Source organism: Streptomyces sp. NPDC047515, assembly GCF_040643055.1.
GTDB lineage: Bacteria > Actinomycetota > Actinomycetes > Streptomycetales > Streptomycetaceae > Streptomyces.
Genome location: NZ_JBEYTM010000011.1, coordinates 57,611 through 80,856 on the forward strand (window position 1 = coordinate 57,611; position 23,246 = coordinate 80,856).

General features: G+C 70.0%; 20 protein-coding genes. 4 read left to right on the plus strand and 16 right to left on the minus strand.

What is annotated here, in order from left to right; translation table 11 throughout:
• Positions 1-11 precede the first annotated feature (11 nt).
• From ABZ826_RS12155 to ABZ826_RS12195, 9 genes are all read right to left on the minus strand, one after another.
• The gene (locus tag ABZ826_RS12155) at positions 12-1,205 is read right to left on the minus strand and encodes an RNA ligase family protein (protein WP_361446129.1); all 1,194 of its coding nucleotides are present in this window, start codon (positions 1,203-1,205) and stop codon (positions 12-14) included.
• A gap of 340 nt (positions 1,206-1,545) precedes the next feature.
• A complete protein-coding gene (locus ABZ826_RS12160) occupies positions 1,546-2,277 on the minus strand; it encodes an NAD(P)H-binding protein (protein WP_361446131.1) in 732 nt (243 codons plus the stop codon).
• An 88-nt stretch (positions 2,278-2,365) separates the two neighbouring features.
• Positions 2,366-3,271 (minus strand): ABC transporter substrate-binding protein, encoded by a 906-nt coding sequence (locus ABZ826_RS12165; protein ID WP_361446133.1) that lies wholly within the window; start codon positions 3,269-3,271, stop codon positions 2,366-2,368.
• 156 nt (positions 3,272-3,427) lie between these two features.
• Positions 3,428-4,183, minus strand: a complete 756-nt coding sequence (locus tag ABZ826_RS12170; RefSeq protein WP_361446135.1) for an SDR family oxidoreductase — start codon at positions 4,181-4,183, stop codon at positions 3,428-3,430.
• An 18-nt stretch (positions 4,184-4,201) separates the two neighbouring features.
• Positions 4,202-4,363 carry a hypothetical protein gene (locus ABZ826_RS12175; RefSeq protein WP_361446137.1) on the minus strand — a complete coding sequence of 54 codons (162 nt, stop codon included), beginning with the start codon at positions 4,361-4,363 and terminating at the stop codon, positions 4,202-4,204.
• Positions 4,364-4,383: 20 nt separating this feature from the next.
• Positions 4,384-4,743: a recombinase family protein gene (locus ABZ826_RS12180; protein WP_361446139.1), complete on the minus strand. Its 360-nt coding sequence runs from the start codon at positions 4,741-4,743 to the stop codon at positions 4,384-4,386.
• Positions 4,744-4,900: 157 nt separating this feature from the next.
• On the minus strand, positions 4,901-7,819 hold the full coding sequence (locus ABZ826_RS12185) for a CHAT domain-containing protein (protein ID WP_361446141.1): 2,919 nt from the start codon (positions 7,817-7,819) through the stop codon (positions 4,901-4,903).
• 3 nt (positions 7,820-7,822) lie between these two features.
• Complete coding sequence (locus ABZ826_RS12190) at positions 7,823-9,109, minus strand: hypothetical protein (protein ID WP_361446315.1); 1,287 nt, start codon at positions 9,107-9,109, stop codon at positions 7,823-7,825.
• On the minus strand, positions 9,109-10,479 hold the full coding sequence (locus ABZ826_RS12195) for a hypothetical protein (RefSeq protein ID WP_361446143.1): 1,371 nt from the start codon (positions 10,477-10,479) through the stop codon (positions 9,109-9,111). The genes ABZ826_RS12190 and ABZ826_RS12195 overlap by 1 nt, the downstream gene beginning before the upstream one ends.
• Positions 10,480-10,848: 369 nt before the next feature.
• Between ABZ826_RS12195 and ABZ826_RS12200 the strand changes: the two genes are divergently transcribed.
• Positions 10,849-11,274, plus strand: coding sequence for a hypothetical protein (locus tag ABZ826_RS12200; RefSeq protein WP_361446145.1), 426 nt, complete (start codon positions 10,849-10,851; stop codon positions 11,272-11,274).
• 199 nt (positions 11,275-11,473) lie between these two features.
• The gene (locus ABZ826_RS12205; RefSeq protein ID WP_361446147.1) at positions 11,474-12,328 is read left to right on the plus strand and encodes a DUF3592 domain-containing protein; all 855 of its coding nucleotides are present in this window, start codon (positions 11,474-11,476) and stop codon (positions 12,326-12,328) included.
• A gap of 334 nt (positions 12,329-12,662) precedes the next feature.
• Here the strand turns inward: ABZ826_RS12205 and ABZ826_RS12210 are convergent, their stop codons facing one another.
• The 4 genes from ABZ826_RS12210 to ABZ826_RS12225 all read right to left on the minus strand — a co-directional run bounded on the left by ABZ826_RS12210 (position 12,663) and on the right by ABZ826_RS12225 (position 16,714).
• Positions 12,663-13,478, minus strand: coding sequence for an ABC transporter permease (locus ABZ826_RS12210; protein WP_361446149.1), 816 nt, complete (start codon positions 13,476-13,478; stop codon positions 12,663-12,665).
• A gap of 42 nt (positions 13,479-13,520) precedes the next feature.
• Complete coding sequence (locus ABZ826_RS12215; protein WP_361446151.1) at positions 13,521-14,405, minus strand: ABC transporter permease; 885 nt, start codon at positions 14,403-14,405, stop codon at positions 13,521-13,523.
• A 13-nt stretch (positions 14,406-14,418) separates the two neighbouring features.
• Complete coding sequence (locus ABZ826_RS12220) at positions 14,419-15,606, minus strand: ABC transporter substrate-binding protein (RefSeq protein WP_361446153.1); 1,188 nt, start codon at positions 15,604-15,606, stop codon at positions 14,419-14,421.
• A gap of 70 nt (positions 15,607-15,676) precedes the next feature.
• Positions 15,677-16,714, minus strand: coding sequence for an ABC transporter ATP-binding protein (locus ABZ826_RS12225; protein WP_361446155.1), 1,038 nt, complete (start codon positions 16,712-16,714; stop codon positions 15,677-15,679).
• A gap of 113 nt (positions 16,715-16,827) precedes the next feature.
• Between ABZ826_RS12225 and ABZ826_RS12230 the strand changes: the two genes are divergently transcribed.
• Together ABZ826_RS12230 and ABZ826_RS12235 are read left to right on the plus strand one after the other, a co-directional pair.
• Entirely contained in the window at positions 16,828-17,646 is an 819-nt protein-coding gene (locus ABZ826_RS12230; protein ID WP_361446157.1) for a GntR family transcriptional regulator, read from the plus strand.
• A gap of 4 nt (positions 17,647-17,650) precedes the next feature.
• Entirely contained in the window at positions 17,651-18,400 is a 750-nt protein-coding gene (locus ABZ826_RS12235; RefSeq protein WP_361446159.1) for a hypothetical protein, read from the plus strand.
• Positions 18,401-18,602: 202 nt separating this feature from the next.
• Here the strand turns inward: ABZ826_RS12235 and ABZ826_RS12240 are convergent, their stop codons facing one another.
• The 3 genes from ABZ826_RS12240 to ABZ826_RS12250 all read right to left on the minus strand — a co-directional run bounded on the left by ABZ826_RS12240 (position 18,603) and on the right by ABZ826_RS12250 (position 23,163).
• Positions 18,603-19,940 carry a phosphatase PAP2 family protein gene (locus ABZ826_RS12240; RefSeq protein WP_361446161.1) on the minus strand — a complete coding sequence of 446 codons (1,338 nt, stop codon included), beginning with the start codon at positions 19,938-19,940 and terminating at the stop codon, positions 18,603-18,605.
• 477 nt (positions 19,941-20,417) lie between these two features.
• Positions 20,418-22,181 carry an MOSC and FAD-binding oxidoreductase domain-containing protein gene (locus ABZ826_RS12245; RefSeq protein WP_361446163.1) on the minus strand — a complete coding sequence of 588 codons (1,764 nt, stop codon included), beginning with the start codon at positions 22,179-22,181 and terminating at the stop codon, positions 20,418-20,420.
• 178 nt (positions 22,182-22,359) lie between these two features.
• Positions 22,360-23,163, minus strand: a complete 804-nt coding sequence (locus ABZ826_RS12250) for a methyltransferase domain-containing protein (RefSeq protein ID WP_361446165.1) — start codon at positions 23,161-23,163, stop codon at positions 22,360-22,362.
• Positions 23,164-23,246 lie beyond the last annotated feature (83 nt).

Consider the following 23,246-nt stretch of genomic DNA (forward strand, 5'->3'; position numbering starts at 1 on the left):
ACTCGCTTCCCTCAGCGTGTGCCTTCTCTGCCTGTCCGGGAGGGATGGCGGTCCTTGGCGTCAAACACCGCCAGAGAGTGTGCCCCGGGCAGAAGGGCCCGCTCCAGCGGGCGTAGGAGTGTGTCCTCCAGGCCTCCCACCGCTTCGGCGAGCTCTTCCGAAACATCCCGGGTGATCTCCTCCGCCACAGCGTCCACCGGAGTGCGGGGGCCCAGCTTGCTGACCGCGGCGGCCGCGCGAGCGGGGGTGAGGAGTGCCGAGGCCTGGGCCAGGAGCCAAGCGGGAACTCCGGCCGCTCCCTGCGGCGGTGGCAGATAGGGACGTGCGCCGTTGAACCGCTCGTCCTCGGCGAAAGACGTTTGTTTCACCTTGACCACCGGACGCCCGCCCGCACCTGCGGAATCCGCCTCCGGCCATTCGCCGGCCGGCTTGAGGACATAGCCTTCGGCGAGATTGTCCGCCAGTTCGGGCAGCCCGAAAAGGGCTGGGACTCTTGTGGAGAAGGCGCACGGCAGCTCCTGGAGCTTGTTCAGTGCGCCGTGCCCGAGAGCGGGAGGACAGACGAGCCCCGCGGCCGCCGCGGCTCCGCGCAGAGCACGGTCAGAGATCCAACAACGGCCCTCGGCCTTCTCGACCGATGCGTCGAACGGTAGCCAGTGCAGGCCCGGCGCGTACCAGACGCCCGTCTGTACCGGCTCGGCCCCGGCAACGGCAGGAACATCTGGGTGCGGGTAGCATCCACCGGCCAGCTCGCCGTAGATCGTCACCACCGCGGCGTCGCCCCATACACTGCGCAGTGCGGAGGCGAAACGGGCTGCCGCCACCGACAACACCGGCCAGACCCTGCTCACGCCGAAGAAACCATCCAGCGCATCGCTGCCCAACAGCTCACGCCGCTTCGCCGGATGGACCCCAGAAGCATCACACACCACCGCGAAGTGCGCACCGTGCACCTTCTCCACCGCGACCCACTCCCGGGCCCCGGACACGCCAAGCCGTCCCCTCGCGGAGATCTTGGGATACGGCCATAGCACGGAACCTGCAGGCACAGTGTCGGACACAAGGAGGATCATCGCTGTCTGCCCGGCTTCGGGCAACCAGAATTCAGGTGACGGCTCCGGAAGGTCAAACCGGCCGCTCCTGCCCGTCCTTGATCGAAGGAAGGGAGAGAAGTTGCCGCGGCGACGCTGCTGTCCCTCCGACATCTGGGACGACGAGTGGGCCCTGGTCGAGCCGCTCCTCCCGCCGCGGGGTGGGAGCGGACGTTTCCCGCCCACTGGTCGGCCTGGCGACCCCTGCCGCCTCACCACGGCCGGCTGACCCGCTCCCCGGGTGTGCGCGCCGATGAACCCACTCCCTCCATGCGGCACGAGGCCGCCGTCCGGAATGACATGGGTGACCGGGCCATCCGCCAGGTAGGCAGACGGCCGGTCCTCCTGCCCATGAAGCAGCCGGGGCGCCCCAAGGCGCCCCGGCCATGTCCGTCTTGGCGAGCGATCCGTCCTGTCCGTCCCTCACTTGAAGGTTCCGTTGGAGGGGGCTGATTCAGGAGAGCCAGCCGGTGTAATTGGTGGGGGCAATACGGGCATCGTTTCGGGCGGTGAGGACGTCGCCATGGACTGCGGCGAACATGCCGGCGGTGTCATCGGTGACGACGGAGCGCCCGTCGCCCTTGGCGGTCAGGGTGAGCCGGCCGAGTTCGTCGAGGGGGTAGACGTCGGGACCTGCGATGTTGACGAAGCCGTTCAGAGGACTGCCTGCGGCGACTTCGGCGACAACGGTGGAGACATCCGCGGCGGCGATCGGCTGGATGGGCGTGCGTGGCAGGCGGACGGTGTCGCCGTCGGTGGTCATGGACAGGGTCGCGTCCATGAACTCCATGAACTGCGTGGCGCGGACAATGGAATAGGGGATCGACCCGGCCTTGAGGATGTCTTCCTGAAGCACCTTCGCCCGGTAGTAGTCCAGATCGGGCACGTGGTCCACTCCGACGATCGAGAGGATGACGAAGTGTCTGACCCCGGCCTTCTCGCTCGCGGCAAGAAGGTTGTCCATCGAAGTCCGGAAGAAGGCGAGCGAGGCGTCGTCGAAGGTCGGGGAATTCGTCAGGTTGATGACGACGTCGCTACCCGCCACGGCCTCCTCCAGCCCCCGGCCGGTGATGATGTCCACGCCTGACGACAGCGAGTGCGGTACGGCTTGGTGCCCGGCCGCGTTCAGGTTCTTGACGACCCGTGACCCGATCAGCCCGGTTCCGCCGATGACTGCGAACTTCATGACATGCGCCTTTCGATGATTGGTGCCCCATATATGGCTCATGAGGCTCTGATCGGCCGCGATGACGGCGGCATCAGCACCGCAGCCGCTAGGGGCCCGGCGGCGTCGGCACCGTCGGGCCCCTAGCGGCTGCGGTGCGATAGAACTCGGCTGCGATGACGGTGGCGGGGACGCCGAGTTCGGCGGCGACCGCGGTGATCGCGGTGGCGCCGACGGTGAGGTCGGCTTGGCCGTCGATGGTGAAATACGGTGCGATGAACGTCTCGTAGTGGGCGCGGGCTTCGTCCGCGGTGTGTCGGCCGAGAAACGTCCGGATGTACCGCACCGTGGTGTCGGGTTCGTTGTGGATCACCTGCAGGGCGCGCCGGTGGGCTCGTACGACGGCCTGGACCGCGGGGTCGTCCGGGTGGACGTAGGTGGGGTCGACGGCCACACCCACGGTGGGGATCCGGAAGTGGTCACCGATCCAGGCCAGCACCTGCCAGCCGTGCTCGGCGGCTACCGCTTCCGGTGCCATGGTGCTGCCGACCAGGGCGGCGTCGATCGTGCCGTCGTTCAGCCGGCGCAGGTCCAGGCCGTAGTCGCCGGGCGGGCGGACGATGGTGTCGATGTCGCGGTCCGGGTCGAGGCCGGCCTGGCGCAGCACGATCCGGGCGAAGCACCCGGGTGCGGTCTGGGGGGCGTGTACCGCCAGCCGTCGGCCGGCCAGGTCGGCCAGGGAGGTCGGGCCGGGGCGGGCGAGGAACCAGAACAGCGGGCAGTGGGTGTTGACTTCGAGTGCGACCCAGGGGATGCCCTTGGCGAGCCGGGACAGCAGTGCCCGGCCGAGCCCGATGGTGGCGCCCCGGCGCAGCCGCTCCTCGTCCCAGGCGCAGCCGTCGCGCAGCGCCACGTGGACGTCCTCGTCGGCGTAGTAGCCCTGCTGGTCGGCGATGTACGCGACCAGTTCCTCGTGCAGGCCCCGCCCGACGTAGGCGAGATCGATCGTGTACATGAACGCTCTTCCTTGATCGTGCCACCGCCGTGCGCCCGCGCGTGTCGCGAGCCCGGCTGCTGCGGCCCGTGGTGCTGAGGTGACGGTGTGCCGGATACGGTCGGGCCGTCGGCCGGACCGGGACGGGATGGCCCCGGGTCCGGAGGACGGCGGGCGTCAGTACATGGACATCCCGCCGTTGACCGCGGCAGTGGTGCCGGTCATGAAGGCGTTGTCCTCATCGGCGTAGAACGCGACCGCTTGGGCGACATCGCCCGGGTGTGCAAGGCGGCCCAGGGGGGTAGCGGCCACTTGCCGCTGCTTGTTCGCCTCGTCGAGCACCTTCGCCATGCGGGTGTCCTCCACCGGGCCGGGCTCGACGACGTTGACCGTGATGCCGCGCGGGCCCAGTTCCTGGGCGAGGTACCGGGCGAACTGCGCCAGTGCCGCCTTGGCCGTGCCGAGCGCGATCATGCCCTCCCGAGGCCGACTGCTGAGGCCGGTACCGAGATAGATGATGCGTCCCCAGCCCTGTTCGGTCATGGCCGGCAGAACGGCTTTGGTGACCGCGAACGCCGCACGCATCTCGTCGTCGAGCTTGCCGCCCAGTTCTTCCCACGTCATGTCCTGGAACGGCTTGATCACATACGGGGTGAGCGCGTTGTGCACGAGCACGTCGATGCCACCCCATGCAGCCTGGACCTGCTCGGTCAGGCCCGCGACCGCCGCCGCCTCGCGCACGTCGGCCCGTACGGCCATGGCCCGGCCGCCCGCGGCCTCGATGCCGGCCACGACCTCCTCGGCCGCCGTGCCGCTGCGGAGGTAGTTGACCACCACGCGCATCCCTCGCGCGGCCAGAAGGCGCGCGGTGGCCGCACCGATTCCGCTGCCGGCCCCTGTCACCAAGGCCACTCTGCCGGTTGCCCCAGTCACGGGCCCACCTCCTGCTCGTCATCGCGGGCTGTCGGCTGGACCGCCCAGTTGTTCTTCGTCGGTGCCGGGTGGTGCGGAGCGGATCGCCCCGTACAGCACAGTGCCGACGGTCGCCCGCAGCAGATCGGCCGCGGTCCGGTCGAGTTCGCGCGGCGACTGCGAGGTGAGCAGTCGCTCCAACGCGCGGCGAGTGATCTCACTCAGCAGCGCCGGTGGCGCCGGCAGCAGTCCCCGCCGGTGCCCGTCCCGGGCTCGGCCCTCCGTGGTGGAGGTGTCGCCGCCCTGCTGGACAAGTGCTGCCCGATGCCCCGCTCGCGCGGCTCGGCACCGAGGGGCAGGCGCGGCACGGAGCGGGAGAGCCGGTCGGGACGGGTGACCTTCGGCGTGTCGTCCTCGCGCAGCGGTCGCATGACGAGGTCGGGCTTCGGGCGGGACGGCTTCGCGCCGCTCGCGGTGTCGACGTGGATGTGGTCGCGGTCGACGCCGGCCCGCGGCAGGGCGTCGATCTGACGATCAGGGCTCTGGTCGGCCGCCGAGAAGCGGCAGTAGCCGATAAGCACGGTCGGAAACTACCCCAAGCACCGTTCTCCGAGGTTGGTTTCCGACGCGGGTTGCCGAAACCTCCCCCTTGCGGGTTCACCCGGCCGCGCAGCGGCAGCTCGTCGTCGCCGTTCGTCCGCCCCGCTGTGTATCAGGTCCCGGCGGACCGCTTGCCGGTCATACGACGATGCAGGTCATGGCCGCCCACAACAGGGGCGAGTGTTCGATCCGGCCGTCGGCGCGCCAGTGGTTGAGCTGCTCGCGCTGCCATTGACCGAGCCGGTGTACGGGGTCGCGGTGCTCGTGGGCGGTGTCGACGGCGATGATCGCTTCCGACAGCGGGCGTACGGACTCGGGCAGGCCGGCCAGCCGGTGGAAGGCGAAGCTGGTGGGCAGCACCCAGCGGGTGGCGGTGACCAGCTCGGCACCGTTGTGGATCATCGCCGTCGCCAGGCCGAACGACTCGGCGAACCGCAGGTCGCCGCCGCTTTCGCAGCCGATGAGGGCGACACGGGACGGCGCGGGCCAGATCCGCGCCCCCGGCTCCCCGTCCGCGCACAAGGGGAGCGTGCCGAGCAGGAGATCCTTGGCGGACAGCGGCCGATGGGTGCGGATCGGCTCGGCCAGGCCGTCGGTCCCCGGACCGCAGCACAGATGGAGCGTGCCGTCCTCGCTCTGCCCGCCCTCGACCGGCGCGCCGCTGACGTGCCCGACGTACATCAGTCTGCGCGCCCCCTTGCGGAGCACGCCGCTCAGCCAGTCCCGGTCCAGGTCGGTGCGGCGGAATGCCTCGGCCGGGGTGGCGACGGACGGTGCGACGGCGCCGGTGTCGAGGCGGCTCCGGACGAACGACAGCAGCTCCGGGTCCGAGCCGGGCGGTCCCAGGACCGAGCCGAGCGAGGAGTCGGCCCGGAATCCGGGCACCCGGGGGTCCAGGACGAGAACGACCGCGTCGGCATCGGTGTCCGCGTGCGGCGTCGGACGTGCGCCGGGATCCCGCCGCCGCAGCGACACCGGGGCGGTGGTCACGACGTCCGCCAGATCGATGAGCCGGACATCGTCGTCGACGGCAAGCAGCTCCCAGGGGACCTGGGCGACCCGGGGCGACGGCTGGATCCGTAGCAGCGGACGGCCCGCCCGCGCCGACACCTGGCGTATCTGCGCCGTCAGCCCCTCCGGCCACAGCGCCTCGGCCAGCACCCGTGCGAGCCGGTGTTCGGTCCGGTGATCGGCCATCGCTCCCGATTCGAACGCTCGCCGTATCCCGTCCGTTCCGCCGCCCGCCCCCGGCAGCGCGGCGGCCAGCGCACCGACCGCCTGGTCGACTTCGTCACCGGGCCCGCGGCCGGTGCCGAACCCCCGGGCCCCGCCAGCCCAGGTCCAGGTCATGAACAGATCGCCGGCGTCGGCCAACCGGACCTGGACCACCGGGCGGCTCGTCAGGTCGTCGGTGACCCAGAACGGCGCCTCTTCCTCGCTCACGATCCGCCGGTGATAGCGGAACTCGGCCGCCGCGATGTACTCCTGGAGCGCGGCGCGGCCGGAGTCCGGCGACATCCGCACCTTCGGCGGCGGCGCGACGCGCAGGCCGGCGGAGGCCGCTGCCTCCGCCGCCACACCCCCGAGCGTCATCGGGCCTTCGACGTGCCCGTACGCCTTCATGGCCGCGCTCGGGAAGACCGTTTCGGCGGACCCGGCCGGCTCGGAGGGCGGGGTGCGCGTCGCCGACGGCGGCGTCCGGTCCAAGGCCAGGGAGGCGCCCGCACAGCGGTGTTCCACCAGTTCGAAGAGCAGTCCCTGGTCCTGTCGGCGTACGGCGAGGCGGAAGACCAACCGCATGGCGTCGTCGGCCAGTTCCAGCCACTGACTGCGCGCGCGGGCGGTGACGAAGTCGTAGCGCGCCGCTTCCAGGGCCAGTGCGGCGGGAAGGGCGAGGGAGAGCGCGGTGCCGATGGACTCCGTCTCATGGTCGCCGTGGTGCGTGAGGTCCAGGTTGTGCTCAAGAATCTTCGCGAGCATGAGGTCGACCTGTGCGCACCGCTCGTACACCTCCCGCGCCTGGTACACCTCGCGGGCCTCATGGGCCAGCCGTTTCATCTCCTCGATGTCGCCCCGGTCATAGGCGTGCTGGGCGCCCAGCAGCATGGTGTCGGCGGCCGCGATCGAGGCGCCGAGTCGTTCGAACCGGGCCAGGCTCGCCCCCAGCAGGTCGTCCGCGTCGGTGGTGTCGCCACGGCGGCCGGCGAGAAAGCCACGGGCCTGCTCACAGACCGCCAGGTCACCGAACTGCCCCTGTCGTTCGAAGACCGCCGACGCCTCGGCGAACAACCGCTCCGCGAGGTCGAGTTCGCCCCGGTGCATCGCGGCGTACGCCCGGTGGGCGACCAGCGACTGCAGCTCACCGGTGTTCCCCATCGCCCGGAAACCGTCCTCCGCGCGGGCGAAGTGGTCCTCGGCCAGGTCGAACCGCCCGGTCGAGGCGCAGATCAGGCCGAGGGCGGTGAGCAGCCGCGGCGCGGTCTCCACGGCGGTCTCCGGCAGGGTGGACAGCAGCGCCGAGGCCTGCTCCTCCGCGGCTCCCCACTCGCCTCGCTCCATCAGCAGATGCACCCGGTTCAGGCTGAGTTCGGAAGTACGCAGCCCCTCGGGATCGTCGAACTCGGGCAACCTGACCGCCGCCTCGTCCAGACACCCCAGTGCCTCGTCCAGGCGCCCGGTCCTGCGCAGCAGGTCGGCCCTGGCGAACAGCGTCTTCAGCAGGACTTCCAGCCACAGTTGACGACCACGCGGCCCCATCGGCACCGACTCGACGCCGATGAGCAGGCCTCGGGACCGCTCGACGGCTTCCTCCGCCCCGACCAGGTCCGTGGCGGTGAGCCGGACGCTCGCGATGTCGGACAGCAGGTGCGCCCGCAGGAACCGCACATCGGGCGAGTCCTCGATGGACTCGGCCACGGTGAGCAACTCCTCGTAGACGGCACACGCGGCCCGGGGATCAGCAGCCAGCTGATGCTCCTCGGCTCGGGCGAAGCCGCTGTCGAACGGCTCCCCGTACAGCTGCGTCACCACTGCGTTCTCCTCGTCCTCGTCCGGCATCCGTCAGTAGTCCTCACCGGTGGCAGCAGCGGCTGTCTCGGCAAGGAACGGCCTCGAAGGCATGTCGTGCGGCGACCCGTCGTGCGCCAGGGGCTGTGCCGCGGCCACCAGTCGCCGCCGGACCAGCGCGCGGATCGCGTCGCGGTCGGCGCGGCCTTCGGGACCCGGACCAGGGTCGAATCCGGGCAGCAGTACACCCACCTCGAAGCGTGGCGGCATCGCCCCGGCCGGAAGACGCAGGTCCAGATCCGCCCGGCCGGTCCACATGTCGTCCCGTCCGGCGAGGAACACCCGGTCCGGGTGGCCGCCGTTCACACGGACCTCCGCGACGAGGGGCGCACCGCCTGCGGGTGCCGCGACGTGCGCGACGACCTCGACCTCGATCAGCCGTCGTGCGCCGAGTGCGCGAGCGGTCCAGGACACCGCGTGCTCAGAGGAGTCGACGAAGCCGGGCGGGTAGCGGCGCCAGTCGTTGGTACCCGAGCCTCGGGCTATCACCCGGCCGCCCGCGAGGTGCGGTTCGCCCGCCGTGAGTGCGTAGCCGTCATGCCGGGCGAACAGCGCACCGGGGCTGACCGGCGTACCGCCCTGACGGCGCTGGTCCAGCGATGAGCGGAGGCGGCGCAGCGCCGACCCGTCCAGCCCGGCGCTGTCCGCCGCGTCGTCGATCAGCCGCAGGACGCTCTCCAGTTGGCGTGCCGTGTCCGCCGGCTGCGGTGCCGCGCGCCACCACTGGATCAGTGGGTCGAGGCCGGCCTCGTGCTCCTCGATCAGTTCGGCCACGCAGTCATCGGGCTGATCACCGAAGTCGTCGAACAACTGCTGGCACCGGTGGGTGAGCGCGGCCAGCTCCAGGCCGAGCACGTCCGGTTCGAGCGCCGGTATCCCGTCCACGTACGATGCCGGCCACCACCGGGACGCCCAGTGCCCGAAGCCGAGCCGGGCGGCGCCGCCCGCGAGAGCGGTCATGTCCGCCGTCATCCGGGCACCGGCCGACTCCCCTGCCGCGCAGGCGTGCACGGCAGTGGCGGTGCGCTCGCCGTAGACCGCCCACAGCCACTGCTGCGCGCGCCCCACGTCATGCACCTCCGCCACCGGCAAACCCGGTTCCCCGAGGACGGGCCAGACCAGAACCGCGCCCGCGACGTCGAGAACGGCCCCGGTGCAGCCGGGACCCGCGGCGGCCACGGCGCTGCCGTCCTCGGCCCGGTCCACGGCAGGGCCGGCGGAGACCCGGATCGTGCCGTCCTCGCCCCGCGCGACATGGACGTCGATGCCGGCCCGCGCCATCACGCGCCGCTCCGCTCGGCCGTTTCCGCGGTGGTCGCCGACAGCGAGCGCAGCGCCGACCGGACCCTGGCGCGGTGGTCCATCATCACCGAGCGGGCGACCCCGTCGAGCACCGCCCAGGCCGACGCGAGGTCGCCCAGCGGTGCGTCGCGGACATCCCTCCCGTGCAGCCGCACCCACAGCCGCCGCATGTAGGCGGCCCAGGGGGTACGGAGGTCCTGGGCGAGGGCGTCCAGGACGCCGCCGTCCGGGTCGGGACTGGGAGAAACGGTCATCCGGCGGGCACGAAGAACCGAAGCCTCCCGTCGCCAGCGGCTGTTGACGGCCCGGTGCGCCGCGGTCCGCCCCAGCACGCAATCCCCGCTGCCCAGCGGGTCGAGACCGACCGCGAGCCGCCCGCCGAGAACCACGGCGACGCGCAGGCTCTCGTCGTGGAGACCGAGCGGAGCGCAACTGCGTCCGACCTCCCGGCCCACGAGCTCGGGCACCGTCGGCAGCTCCTCGCGCCGGGCCGACGACTGCAGGACGACGAAGAGCCGCTCGAAGAGCGTGCGGTCCAGTGGCGCGGGAAGCGTGGCCGTCGAGGCACCCCGCCCGGTTTCCGGACACGGCGGCACCTGCCACGCGGTCAGCCCCAGATGCGCCGGAAGATCATCACGGCCCCAGACATCGCTCGCGGTCGCCCACAGGGCCCGGCCGAACAATCCTCCGTGTCCCGCCTCGACCATGGCCGTGTACTGCGGCGCGTTCCGCGACGGCCTCGGCATGCCGCAGGCTTCCAGCACCTCTGCCGACAGTGCGACCGCCGTGACCGCGTCAGTGGCCCGGGCCGGCTGACGGTTCTCCCAAACGGTGGTCAGCTCCCCGTCGAGCCGGGCGCGCCGGGCGGCGTCCGCCAGATGGTCCTTCAGCACTTCCACCGTGCGTCCGTCGGCCGCACCGGCCACGTCCTCCACCACGGCCCTGGCCACCGTGTCCGCACCGGCCGAGGGTATTCCGTGCTCGGTGGCCAGCTCGAAGCACCGCTGGAAGTACAGGTCCTGGGGGTTGCCGGCCACGATGCCCAGTGCCCTGCGGGCCCTCTTGAGCAGTTTGAACCATTGCGCCGTCGCCTCAAGACGTGTACCCGACTCCCGGATCAGCGCGTCCAGGCGCGCGGCCTGCGCCGGTCCGAGGAAGTCCACCGCGAGTTCAGGATGCAGCGCCGGCCTGACGATCAGCGGCAGCACGATCAGCTTGACCGTCCGGGTCAACGGTGCGCCACCGGGGCCGCTCAGCGACTCCAGCCCCGGACCGAGGTCACGCCAGGCCCGGTCGATGACCATGGCGCGCGGTCGGCGCTCGCCGGTCTGCTGGCTCGGAGGCGGCATGTGAGGAGAGTACGTCGTCCGGAAAGGGCGGGCGAACCTGGGATCGGTAGGTGTCCCCGGCCGCTAGCGTCCACACCGTCGGACCAGGCCGACGGCGAGGAGGGACCCCATGGCCAGGACGGTCAACCGCGCGGCACCGGCCGCGGGGCGGTCACCTCGGTCGCCGGGCAACTCGTCGGCCGCCCCGGCGGATCGTCGTACGAGGCGACCGTCGAACAGCCTCTACCAGACCGCCTGACCGGCCGCCTCCAGGTCGGCCGCGTCGTCACCGTCCCGTACCTGCCGGGCGCCGAGAACGAGGTCACCCTCCGGCTGCCGGCCAACCCCCGTGTCCCAACCGCACGAGACATCACCAGTAGGAGAGCCGACATGGGAATCTTCAGGAATCGCCGCCAGAACCGCGAGGAGCGGGCGGCCGAGATCGCCGGCCAGGTGGCCGGCGGCAAAGGCTTCTACGGCCGCGCCACGCGTGCATTCCTCGGAAACGAGGACTTCGCCAGAGTCCAGCAGTCGATCGGCGCGTACCACTCCGGCCTCGACGTCCGGCAGTTGCTCGCCATGGGAGCGCCGACCACACCCGCCGTCGTCGTATCGATCAGCGACACCGGCAAGCTGGTCAACCACGACCCGGTCGTCGACCTGGTCCTGCAACCCTCCGGGACCACCGACCGGATCACCCTCCAGACCATCGTCTCCAAACTCCGGATCCCCCGCACCGGCGACCAGGTACTGCTGGTGTCCGACCCCGCCCGGCCCGGCGGATACCTCTACGCCGGGGACGGCGTGGCACCGTGACCCCGACGCCGTTGCACGAGGCGCCGGTGACCGATTCCGTCCTGCTCTCCCCTGACATGGCCGACCTCGACCAGGGCGGGGACGAATCCGGGCGGTCGGTCTACGGGTGGGATCCTTCATACCTGCGCGGCCCGTGTGCCGGGTGCGCGGCCGAAGCGTCCCGCGAGCGGCCTTCCGCGGCGAAGGGGCGGGGGCTCGAATGAACGGCTACGAGGTACTGGAGCTGTGGTGGGTGGTGCCCGCGGGGCTGGCGCTGCTCGGCTACGGGCGCTCGCTCGCCGGGGTGACCAGGGCTCAGCGAGCGGTATGGGTGAAGGCGCGGATCGTGGAAGTGGAGCAGCCGTCCCACGGCGACTCCAAGAAGCCCGGGATACCGGTGACGATCGCGTTCCAGGACCCGGCCACCGGGCAGGAGTTCACCCTGCCGAACGCGGGCAGGCACGGCGACGCGATCCAGGAAGCCTGGGTGGGCCGGGAACTCGACGTGCGCTATCCACCCGGGCAACCGCACCGGTTCCTCATCGTGATCGACACCACGGGCGAGAAGAGTGGACGCAACGGCCCCGACTGCGCGGTCGCCCTGCTCCTCATCGGGCTGGTGATCCATGCGACCGTCGTCCGGGGCTACCCGTGGGCACTGCTCGGCTTCGGCGCCCTGCTGACCGCCGTCGCGGCGTTCAGCCCCGACATCCGCCTGGTGCGCGCCCGAAACGCCCTGCTGGCCTCGGCCGTCGCTGTCCCGGCGCGTGTCGTGGCCGTCACCAAGGACGTCTACACCGACGGGGAGGCCGACGAGATCGTCAACCACGCTCCCGTCGTCGTCTTCACCACCCGTCAGGGCACCCGTGTCACCGTCCTGTCCCGCGACGGCATCCCCGGCCCGGGCCTGTCCCTCGGCCGCGACCTCACCATCCATTACGCCCCCACGGATCCGGCTGTCTACACGCCCGACCCCGCGGCCGACCGCCGCTCCGGAGCGAGGAGCATCACCTTCATCGTCGCCCTCCTGCTCACCGGAACAGCGGCAATGGTGACCGGCGCGGCCACGATGTGATCACCTCAGCCACCGTCCCAGGGCGAGTGAGCTTCGCCGATGAGCGCGCGGACAGCGGCTCGACCCGACTGATTCGGCAGGGGTGGCCGGACGGACCCCTGGCTGAGCGGAACTGCGGCCCTGCTGGGTGAAGTTCGGGTACGTGGAGGCCAGGTCCGCCATGGCTGAACCACCGCTCGGCGACTCGGATTTCAGGGATCCGGGGCGCCGTGGCGAGCTACTGGCGCTGTGCTGATCGATCAGAGGCGATCGGTTGTACGTCAGCGTGTCGTGTGGCACCTGCCCGCCCGGGGTGAGCATGTCGGCCATCTCCTGGGATACGGGGATGCTCCCATCAGATGCGGCTGCCGGAGGCGGTGTCCGACGACAGCCGCTGGGCGAGATAGATCGGTATGACGGACAGCACGACGAGGACGGCGGCAACGACGTTGACGACAGGGGCCTGTTGGGGTCGGGCCATGTTGGAGAAGATCCACACGGGGAGGGTCTGGACTCCGGGCCCGGCGGTGAACGTCGTCACGACGATCTCGTCGAAGGACAGGGCGAAGGCCAGGAGTCCGCCCGCCACCAGCGCGGAACGCACCAGCGGAAAGGTGATGTCGACGAACGTACGCAAACTGTGGGCCCCGAGGTCCATCGCGGCCTCCTCGTACGAACCGGGCATCCGGCGCAGCCGGGCGATCACGTTGTTGAAGACGACCACGATGCAGAAGGTGGCATGGCCGACGACCACCGTGAACATTCCGAGGCCCACTCCGAGCGGTTCGAGGACCGTACGGAAGGCGGTGTTGAGCGCGACACCGGTGACGATGCCCGGCAGTGCGATCGGCAGGACGACCACGAAGGAGATGGTCTCACGTCCGAAGAACTTGTATCGCTGGCAGGCGAAGGCGATGAGCGTACCGAGGACCAGCGCGATCGCGGTCGCGCCGAGCCCGGCCCTGACCGAGGTCCACAGCGCGTCGCGCGCGCCTGAGCTGTGCCAGGCGGCCACCCACCAGTCGAAGGTGAGTCCGGGCGGAGGCCAGCCCGAACTGCGGTCTGGATTGAGGGAGTTGACGAGGACCAGGAGCAGCGGGACGTAGATCACCGCGAAACCGAGCCCGGCGGCGATGCGCACTGTGACACGCGCGGGGCGGGAGAGGTTCATGAGGGCCTTCGCTGTGCGTGCTACGGAGGTTGAGGAGAGGGGTCAGAGGCTGCTGAGGGCTCCGGTACGGCGCACCGCGAGCAGATAGAGCACGATGACCACGACGGGCACGGTGCCGAGTGCGGCGGCCAGAGGCAGGTCCAGGGTGATGTTGGAGTAGATGAGGTTGCCGATGAGCTGCGTCTTTCCGCCGACGATCTGTACGGCGATGTAGTCGCCGAGACTGAGCGAGAAGGTGAAGACCGAGCCGGCCGCGACGGACGGCAGAATCATCGGCAGCACCACGGAGCGGAAGGTCCGGCCGGTGCGGGCGCCGAGGTCGGCGGAGGCGTCCAGGAGGCCGGCCGGGAGTTGCTCGAGTCCGGCGTGGATCGGCAGGATCATGTACGGCAGCCACAGGTAGGTCAGCACCAGGACAGTCGCGGTGAGTCCGTACCCGGGCCCTTCGAGTCCCAGTGGCTTCAGCGCCCAGTCGAGCAGGCCGCCGTGGGCGAGGATGAGCCGCCAGGCATACGCCTTGACCAGGTAGCTGGCCCACAGCGGAGTGAGGATCGCCACGACGAGGAGCGGCCGCCGCTTGGGATTCGCGATGCGAGCGGTGTAAAAGGCGATCGGGAAGGCGATCAGCACACACAGCACGGTGACCGCGAGGGCGACGCCGATGCTGCGCAGGGCGACCTGCCGGTAGACGTCGGTAGTGAACAGTGCGGTGAAGTTGTCCGTGTTCCAGATCTTCACCACGTTGGAGGTGAAGGAGTCCGTGGTCCAGAACGCGGAGAGGAACAACACGGTGAGCGAGCCCAGGTAGGCCAGGGCGAGCCATGCCAATGGCGCGGAGAGCAACAGGGACAGCTGCAGCCGGGGACGGCGGTGCAGGGCCCCGGCGAGCCGCCGGACGGGGCCGGCGGCAGGCGCGGTGGTGGTCATCGGCAGGTAACCCTCAGCCCTTGATCTCGGTCCAGGCCTGAACCCACTTGGCGTACGGCACGCAGGTGGTGTCCGTACGCCCGTCCACGCACTGTGCGATGGGCGTGGTCCAGAAATGGACGTCCTTCCAGTACGGCTCGTCGGCGGCGTGGTAGGTGGCGCAGTGGTTCTTGTCCGCGGTCAGAGTGCAGGCCTTCGCGTTGGACGGGGCCTCACCGAAGTACTCGGCGACCTGAGCGTTCACCTTCGGAGATATGATCCAATTCATCCAGCTGTAAGCGCAGTTGGGGTGTTCGGCCTTGGCGGAGATCATCCATGTGTCGGACCATCCGGTGGCGCCCTCCTTGGGGAGGACGGCCTCGACCTGGACCTTCTCGGCCTGGGCGGTGTTCAGGATCACCTGCCAGCTGGTGCCGACCACCGAGTCGCCGCTCTTGAAGGCGGAGACCTCCTTCAGGTAGTCGCTCCAGTACTCACCAACGTTGGCGTTCTGCTCCTTGAGCAGGTCGACGGCGGCGTCGAACTGCTTCTGATCCAGGGCGTACGGGTCCTTGATGCCGAGGGACGGCTTGGCCTTCATCAGGTACAGGGCGGCGTCCGCGATGTAGATCGGCGAGTCGTACGCCGTGACCTTCCCCTTGTACGCCGAGGACTTGTCGAAGACCGCGGACCAGGAGTCGGGCGCCGGGGAGACCTTCTTCGTGTTGTACATCAGCAAATTGGCGCCGCGGCCGTGCGGGATGCCGTAGGAGACACCCTTGACCGAGTTCCACTGCTGGTCCTTCAGCCCGGCGAAGACGTCCTTGTAGTTGGGCACCAACTCGGTGTTGACGGGTGCGGCGTCGCCGGAGGCGATCAGCCGCAGCGCCGCGTCACCGGAGGCGGAGACCGCGTCGTACTGACCGGTCTTCATCAGGCTGACCATCTCGTCGGAGGTGCCCGCAGTCTTGGTGTTGACCTGGCAGCCGGTCTTCTTCTCGAAGTCGGTGACCCAATCGACCTTCGCGTCGTTGGAACCGTCTTCGGCGTATCCGGCCCACGCGATCAGGTTCACCTGACCCTCCGTCTTGCCGAGGGTCTTCTGCGCGGTGAGCTTGGGCGGGGTGAAGCCGCCGCCACCGGGCGACGTCGCAGCGGTGTCCGAGGTGCCGCAGGCGCCGGCGAGGAGCAGGGCGCCGAGCGTGGCCGCTGCTCGGGACATTCGGTTCAGACGCACAGGGATCTCCACGGAAGAGAGAGGGGGCGGGTACGGGTCGTGCTGGTGTGTGCGCTCACCGGGCCTCAGGGACCTGGAAGTTGTGCCGTTGGTGCCACTGGAGCGTGACCCGGGAGCCGCGAAGGGCCGCGACGTCCTCGGAGGAGGTCTCCAGGTTCTGCTGCAAGGCGGTGAGCCGGCCGCCCGCGTCGAGGTCCACCAGGAGGCGGGTGGCGTCCCCCAGGTAGACGACCTCCGCCACGGTGCCGGTGGCACTGGAGTGCTGCGGCTCGTCGGCGATGGCGGATTCTTTGAGCACGCGGATCTTCTCCGGCCGGATGCTGTACGTTCCCCGGCCGCCCACAACCTGCTCCGCGGCGTCGCCGGCCAGCAGGTTCGACGTGCCGACGAAGCCCGCGACGAACGGGGTGGCGGGGCGTTCGTATATCTGGGCCGGGGTGCCGATCTGTTCGACGCGGCCCTGGTTGAAGACCGCGATCCGGTCGCTCATCGTCAGCGCTTCCTCCTGGTCGTGCGTGACGAAGACGAAGGTGATGCCGACCTCGCGCTGGATCGCCTTGAGCTCGACCTGCATCTGCTCGCGCAGTTTGAGATCGAGGGCGCCCAGCGGCTCGTCGAGCAGCAGCACCTTCGGACGACCGACCAGGGCGCGGGCCAGTGCCACGCGCTGGCGCTGGCCTCCGGAGAGCTGGGACGGGCGACGCGTGCCGAAGTCCGCGAGACGTACGCTCGCCAGAGCCTCCCTGGCCTGCTTCAGACGCTCAGCCTTCGGCACCTTGCGGACCTTGAGGCCGTAGGCGACGTTCTGCTCCAACGTCATGTGCGGGAAGAGGGCGTAGTCCTGGAAGACGGTATGCACGTCGCGTTCGAAGGGTGCCAGTCGGGTGACGTCGGAGCCTGCGAGCTCGATGGTTCCGCCGGTGGGTGCCTCGAAGCCGGCAATCATCCGGAGCACCGTGGTCTTGCCGGAGCCCGACGGTCCCAGCATCGAGAAGAACTCGCCCTCCGCGATCTCCAGGTCGACTCCTGCCACAGCCTCTGTCCGGCCGAAGGACTTACGCAGGTTCTGCAACCGGACGGCCATTCCCTCCATGGGCGGGAACCTTTCTGGTGCTGTCGGGAGTTGGCCGTAAACATATGAAGCCATAGTTCTAATTTCAAGGGCCCGTTGAGGTAAAAGCTCGGTCAACTGGCAAGGTGGTGATCGTGAAACCAGACAGACCCGGCGCCCGCAGAGTCGTCTTCACGCCGGTCGACACCCTGGCCCGCGTGGATGCCGTAGTGCGGCGGCTCGGTGACGCCATCGACCTCGGACTGCTCGCCGACGGCGAGCAGCTGCCCGGCGAGACCGACCTCGCCGCCCAACTCGGCGTCTCCACCATGACCTTGCGGGAAGCGCTGATGGCACTGCGGCAAAGGGGCCTGGTCGCCACCCGCAGGGGCCGTGGCGGGGGCAGCTTCGTCACCGTGCCCGACGGTCCTGCGGAGGACCGACTGCTTGACCGCCTCTCCGACTGGAGCACCGAGGAACTCCGTGATCTCGCCGACCACTGGGCAGCCGTCTCCGGTGCCGCCGCGCGGCTCGCGGCCCAGCGCACCGACCCCGAGGATCTGCAGCAACTACAGAGGTCTCTGGGAGAGTTGGTGGAAGCAGAGGACTCGGGGTCGCGCAGCCGCATCTTCGGGCGCTTCCATGTCGAGCTGGCCGCGGCCGCTCAGTCCGCCCGGCTGACCAGGGAAGAGGTCACCCTCCAGACCGAAGTGGGGGCACTTCTGCGCCTCGTGCTCTGCGAGGACGGGCACCTCAAGGACGCGGCGGATCGTCACCGCGCCGTAATCTCAGCCGTGCATGATGGGGCGGATGACCGCGCCAGGACCCTGGCCGAACAAAGCGTGCAGGGCTCCATGGCACGCCTGATCGAACTCCGGCTCGGCTCGGCCGACGATGCGCGCGGTCGCCGTCCGAAGGAGGGCCCCGATGGGCAGCAGTCCCCGTCTCGCAAGCGCCGGATCGGCAGTACTTGACGAGATGGCAGTCGCCGACGCGGCCGCCCGTGTCCGAGACGCGCTCGAAGGAGTCTTCGACGCTGTAGGCAGGACCGCTGCGGACACGGAGTCGGTACTGGCCTCGGCCGTCACAGACGGCCGTCGGCCGGTCTCGGCCGATCTGGCCGCACTCCGCCCCGGCCTGCACGCCGGTCTCGCCCAGTACGACCTGGTCTCGGGGCTCGGCTTCGTGGCGGCGCCAGGACTGCTCGATGACGTACCGGCGTGGCTTGAGTGGTGGCAGACCAGCGCGGACGGTGCCGCGCATCCGCTCTTGCTCGATCTGGACCCGGAGCACTCAGCGCACTCCGACTACACCCACTGGGACTGGTTCACCCTGCCCCGCGACACCGGACAGCGGGTGGTCGCGGGACCATACGTCGACTACCTCTGCTCCGACGAGTACAGCCTCACCCTCTCCGCACCGGTGACGATCGACGGACGCTTCATGGGAGTTGCCGCTGCCGACATCTACCTGCGGCGCTTCGAAGCGGTCGTCATGCCCCTGCTCCAACGCTTGCCGGGAACCGCCCGCCTGGTCAACGCGCGCGGCCGGGTCGCCGCCTCCACCGACCCCCACCACCTGGTCGGATCGCTCACCAAGGGCCCGGACTTCGCGGCGGTGCTGGCCGGACCGGAAACCGGCACCGAACACCGCGGGCAGCAACTGCGGCCCTGCAACGGGATCCCTCTCATCCTGGTGACAGCCACGCCACCGGCAGGACGCCGGTAGGCCCGGTTCGGCGCGACGCCACGGAGGCGTGACGCGACCCGACCCCTTCTGCGCACGCCGGGCCACGCGGCGACGCCCCGCAGCCGGCCGAGGCGTCGACGTAATTCCACCCCACGCTACGGCGGGAGAAGCCGCGGATCAGAACGATCGATGCCGGCACGAGTCGCGCCTGGAACTCGCACGCCTCCTGACGCAGCACGACTCAAACCAGTTCGGGTTGCGGTTCCGGCTGCGGCACTGGTCCGGCCTTCGGCTCCCACAGTTTGATGGTCCGTACGTAGCCGTAGACCACTGAGGTCATCGCCAGAATGAGAAGTGGCCCGAACATCCACGGATATTCGGCCATCTCCATCGGCAGATAGCGATATGACACCAGGAGCGCGGCGAAGACCGTTGCACCGTAGGCGACCAGCTGGATTCCTCTCCGGTCCCAACCGCGTTCGTGCGAGCGCAGTGCCACCTCGATCGTGAACGCGAACACCACACCGGCAACGATATCCGCGCCGTAGTGGTAGCCGAACCCCAGTGTCGCGGCGAGCGTGGCAATCAGCCAGAACGCGCCGGCGAATCGCAGCGTCCGTGGGCCCTTGCGGGAATGAATGAAGATCGCGGTAGCCCACGCCGTGTGCAGACTGGGCATGCAGTTGCGTGGGGTGATCTCGTCGAACGGCATGTGGTGCGGGGCATTGATCGGCGGCGGCGTGCCCGGCCACAGATTGGCCACCGCCCAGTGCCCGCCGTCGGCGCCGTAGGCGAAGATCGGCCCGACCACCGGGTAGATCATGTAGATGGCCGGTCCGAGAAGGCCGATGACCAGGAAGGTGCGGACCAGATGATGGCCCGGAAAGCGGCGCTCGACCGCCACGGCACGTAGCTGGTACAGCGTGACGACGACCGCGGCCACCGGAAGCAGGGTGTAGACGTAGTCGAGAAGATGGGCGCCGATCGGGCCGGTGGCCGTGACCATGCGACCCACCAGCCACGACGGGTTGCCCAGCGCGTGATCGGCGGTCGCCACGTACTGGTCGAGCACCGCCGGGCGGGTCTTCGACGTGATGAGCAGCCAGGTATCGCCGGTCTTGCGGCCGGCCACCAGCAGCAGGCCCAGCCCGACGCCCTTCAACAGCAGGACCCGTTCCCGGCCCGTGCGGCGCGTGACAGCGATGACCGCACAGCCCAGGATCACCCACAACGCGCCGCTGCCGAAGGGGTGACCGTCGGTCACCTTGATGTCGGCCACCCACCGTACCAGCAAGAAGGCGACATCGATGCCGATCGCGACACCAGCCGCGATGAAGCGTTGCCGCCAGGTGAGCACCACCATCATCAGCGCCATGCTGGCGTACAAGAGGAAACCCGATTTAGGGGCTATCACCAGCTCTTGCACCTGGTTGACGATCGGCCCCGGCAGGCCGTAGTGCCGCGCGGCGATCTCCAACGCAATGAGGAACCCGAGGGTCACCACACCCGCCGTGGCCCAGAGTATCGCCCGCGGCTGGCGCCACGCGGCGAACACAATTCTGCTTATTCGCGAAAACATCCGCAATGCTATAGATATCAATTATTTGGCCGATTTGTTAGATGTTGATCGAATAGGTCACTCTTCGTGCCGGACAGTGTGATTTTCCGGTGAAGGACTGCAATGGCGGTGCTCGTCGTGAGTTCGATCATGCTATAGGAGCGGTGCGGGTGAGCTCACTGGTCGCGAGCGGCGAGAAGGCCGGTCGATCCCGGCTCGACGGTCCGACGTTCGGGGACTGACCGTCAAACGCTCGGCGCCCGGCGGACATCGGGAGCAACACGGGCTACTCGGCGGCCCTTGAAGAGCGTTGTGTCCCGGAGACAGCGTTTGGTATGCAACCAGATCCCGCCGCAGTGCCCGTCTCCCCCACTGACGAGCTGCGGGCCGGAATGAGTGTGCGCCGTCATTTCCTCGCGGCCACCGAGGACACCGGCGCGGAGCCGGTGGCCTGCGCCCGGGGCGCCGGCCGTCGTTGCGGTCGGCGCCATGGCCGGTTCAGAGGTCGAGTGTCACGTCTCCGTCGGGCCGGGAGCAGCAGATCAGGACGTCGCCCTCGGCGGGCGGCCCGAGCGGGTCGGGGTCGTAGCTGACGGCTCCGGACAGCATTCCGGACACGCAGGTGTGGCAGACCCCGGTACGGCAGGACCAGCGGACGGGGACATCGCAGGCCTCGGCGAAGTTCAGCAGGCTGTCGTGGCCGTCCTGCCAGGGCACGGTGAGTCCGCTGCGGGCGAAGGACACCGCCGGGCCGGTGCCGGACGGACCGTCCGGGGCGTGCGGAGGACGGGCGGGTGCGGCAGCGATGCCGGGGGTGATGGAAGGGCCGGCGCCGAAGATCTCCGTGTGCATCTGCCCGGCCGACAGGCCCAGAGACTCCAGGGCAGCGTGGACGTCGTCCATGAAGGACGGCGGTCCGCACACATACGCCTGACTCGTGGACGGGAGGGCGAGTTCGGCGAACAGTTCCCGGGAGAGGCGCCCCCGGTCGGTGTAGTCGGTTCCGAGCCGGTCCTGTGGCGCCGGGTGGCTGTAGCAGATGCGCAGCCGGGCGTGTGGGAGTCGTCCCAGCAGCTGGGCCGACTCCTTCGCGAAGGCATGCTCCTGGCTGTCGCGTGCCGCGTGGACCCACCAGACCCGGCGGGCGGTTCGCGCGTCGGCCAGGGCGTGGAGCATGGCGAGCACGGGTGTGGCGCCGACGCCGGCGGAGACCAGCAGGACCGGGTCGCTGTCCTCGGCCCGCAGAGTGAACACTCCGCGCGGAGCGGCCGTCTGAAGGATGTCACCGGCCCGCACCCGCTCGTGCAGCCAGGTGCTGGCCGCACCGTGCGGTTCCCGCTTGACGCTGATGCGGTACGCGGGCGCGCCGGGCCTTCCGGACAGCGAATAGGAACGGACCAGCGCCGCAGCGCCGTCGCCGTCGACCGACAGACGCAGCGTCAGGTACTGGCCGGGAAGAGCCGGCGGCAGCGGCTGTCCGTCGGGGGCGGCGAGCTGGATGGACAGGATCGCGCGGCTCTCCCGCACGGTCCCGGTCACACGCAGGGGGCGAAATCCCGGCCAGGCGGGCGGCTCGGGCGTGCCGTCGGCGCTCAGCCCCGGGTTGCCGGTGACACACTCCCGCTGGTCGAGCATGGCGGTGAACGACTCCCGCCAGCCAGGGCTCAGGGCCTTGAGGCCTCGTGCGGTCCGGACGCGCTCACGCGCCGGGCGGGGCAGGTAGAGCAAGCCGTCGACCTCGGTGACGGTCAGCCGCCCCGGCCCGTCGGCGATCTTCACGATCTCCTGGCCCGCGGCGACCTCGCCCTCCTCGATGACACGGAAGTAGAAGCCGGGCCGCTTGTGTGCGACGAGCAGCGCCGCCATGCGGGGTTCGTCCATGCGGATCCCCACCCGGTAGCACGTGACGCGGGGCTGGCTCACCTCGAACACGGCGTCGCCGATCCGGTAGCGGTCGCCGATGCACACCTCGTCGTCCGGCAGGCCCTCCACGGTGAAGTTCTCCCCGAACTGGCCGTGGACGAAGTCGTCACGGCCCAGCTCCTTCGCCCAGTAGTGGTAGGAGCCGAGCTGGTAGACCATCACGGCCCGCATCGCGCCGCCGTGTCCCACGGTGTCGCCCTGGCCGTCGCCGTCGAGGTTGAGCCGCCGGACCATCACCGGGCCTGTCACGGGGGTCTTCCAGATACCGGTCCGGACCGTTCTGCCGCGCCAGGCGACGTCGCGGGGCAGCCCCACGTTCACGGAGACCAATTCCGCCATGGACTGCTCCTCGCCCGTCGGCCCGTCCCCCAGCCGGATCGTAGCCAGCGGGAAGCCGCCGGGCGCGGCGTGGAAGACGTGTCGCGCGTCCCCGCGTACGGCCCTGACACGAGCCGAGCGGTGACGGGATCGTGCCGAGGCCCGCGGTCGCCTGATGAGCAGTCGGGGGGGGCTCCTCTTACGGGCGACGTCCCCACGCGGAGATCATCGGGGCGGTGGCCAGGTCGAGCCGCCCGGTGGCGACGTTCGCCAAGTGGCGGTCGATCTCCTCATCGGTGGCAAGTCCTTCCCCCACCAGACGGTGGCGGATCTGCCGCACCGTCGCGTCCTCGAGCACGGCACACGCCGGCGAGGTGATCGGGAAGTACGCGTCGGCCTGCACCTCGTCCAGACCGGCTTCGCGCAGCACTCTGGGCAGGGTCCGCCCGTACGCGAGGTCCGCGCCGCGCGCCGCCATCAGGGTACGGAAGCCGGACCGCAACCGGTTGGCGAGCCGCTGTTCGGGACCCGACTCGTCCGGACAGAGCAGCGGTTGCAATGCGGGGTCGGCGTCCTCCAGGAGCAGCCAGCCGCCGGGCCTCAGCGCCTGGACCATCCGGCGCAGGGCCTCGGCGCGGTCGGTGACGTGCACCAGGACCAGTCGTGCGTGCACGAGGTCGAAGCCGCCGGGCGGCGGCGGGTCGGCCGACACGTCGTGGGACAGCACCTCGATCACGCCGTCGGCAATGTCCCGGGTCCAGGACACGTCGATGTCGGTGGCGATCACCGTACCCCTCGGGGCGACTCGTTCGGCGAGCCCGAGGGGGACGGACGGACCGCCCGCGCCGACCTCCCAGCACCGCATGCCGGCACCGATCCCGAGCCGGTCGACGTGCCGGAACGTCACCGGGTCGAACAGCTCGGCAAGGGCCCCGAAGCGGATACCCGCCTCGGACTGTCTGTTGTCCAGCAAATAGCCGCGGTCGGCGTTGTGATCAGCCATGTGGCGATTCTGGCAGACAGGCGCAGGGCGGGCTCGGGCCGGCCGCCGTAGCCGTTCGATCCGGCACCGGACACCTGCTGCGA

Bases quoted from the DNA above. Each gene is read 5' to 3' on its own strand.
- ABZ826_RS12190 (WP_361446315.1), bottom strand. From the start codon at position 9,109: ATGGCGCGGGCCGGCATCGACGTCCATGTCGCGCGGGGCGAGGACGGC.
- ABZ826_RS12185 (WP_361446141.1), bottom strand. From the start codon at position 7,819: ATGCCGGACGAGGACGAGGAGAACGCAGTGGTGACGCAGCTGTACGGG.
- ABZ826_RS12215 (WP_361446151.1), bottom strand. From the start codon at position 14,405: ATGACCACCACCGCGCCTGCCGCCGGCCCCGTCCGGCGGCTCGCCGGG.
- ABZ826_RS12195 (WP_361446143.1), bottom strand. From the start codon at position 10,479: ATGCCGCCTCCGAGCCAGCAGACCGGCGAGCGCCGACCGCGCGCCATG.
- ABZ826_RS12240 (WP_361446161.1), bottom strand. From the start codon at position 19,940: ATGTTTTCGCGAATAAGCAGAATTGTGTTCGCCGCGTGGCGCCAGCCG.
- ABZ826_RS12245 (WP_361446163.1), bottom strand. From the start codon at position 22,181: ATGGCGGAATTGGTCTCCGTGAACGTGGGGCTGCCCCGCGACGTCGCC.
- ABZ826_RS12220 (WP_361446153.1), bottom strand. From the start codon at position 15,606: ATGTCCCGAGCAGCGGCCACGCTCGGCGCCCTGCTCCTCGCCGGCGCC.
- ABZ826_RS12235 (WP_361446159.1), top strand. From the start codon at position 17,651: ATGGCAGTCGCCGACGCGGCCGCCCGTGTCCGAGACGCGCTCGAAGGA.
- ABZ826_RS12160 (WP_361446131.1), bottom strand. From the start codon at position 2,277: ATGAAGTTCGCAGTCATCGGCGGAACCGGGCTGATCGGGTCACGGGTC.
- ABZ826_RS12165 (WP_361446133.1), bottom strand. From the start codon at position 3,271: ATGTACACGATCGATCTCGCCTACGTCGGGCGGGGCCTGCACGAGGAA.
- ABZ826_RS12200 (WP_361446145.1), top strand. From the start codon at position 10,849: ATGGGAATCTTCAGGAATCGCCGCCAGAACCGCGAGGAGCGGGCGGCC.
- ABZ826_RS12205 (WP_361446147.1), top strand. From the start codon at position 11,474: ATGAACGGCTACGAGGTACTGGAGCTGTGGTGGGTGGTGCCCGCGGGG.
- ABZ826_RS12210 (WP_361446149.1), bottom strand. From the start codon at position 13,478: ATGAACCTCTCCCGCCCCGCGCGTGTCACAGTGCGCATCGCCGCCGGG.
- ABZ826_RS12155 (WP_361446129.1), bottom strand. From the start codon at position 1,205: ATGTCGGAGGGACAGCAGCGTCGCCGCGGCAACTTCTCTCCCTTCCTT.
- ABZ826_RS12250 (WP_361446165.1), bottom strand. From the start codon at position 23,163: ATGGCTGATCACAACGCCGACCGCGGCTATTTGCTGGACAACAGACAG.
- ABZ826_RS12225 (WP_361446155.1), bottom strand. From the start codon at position 16,714: ATGGAGGGAATGGCCGTCCGGTTGCAGAACCTGCGTAAGTCCTTCGGC.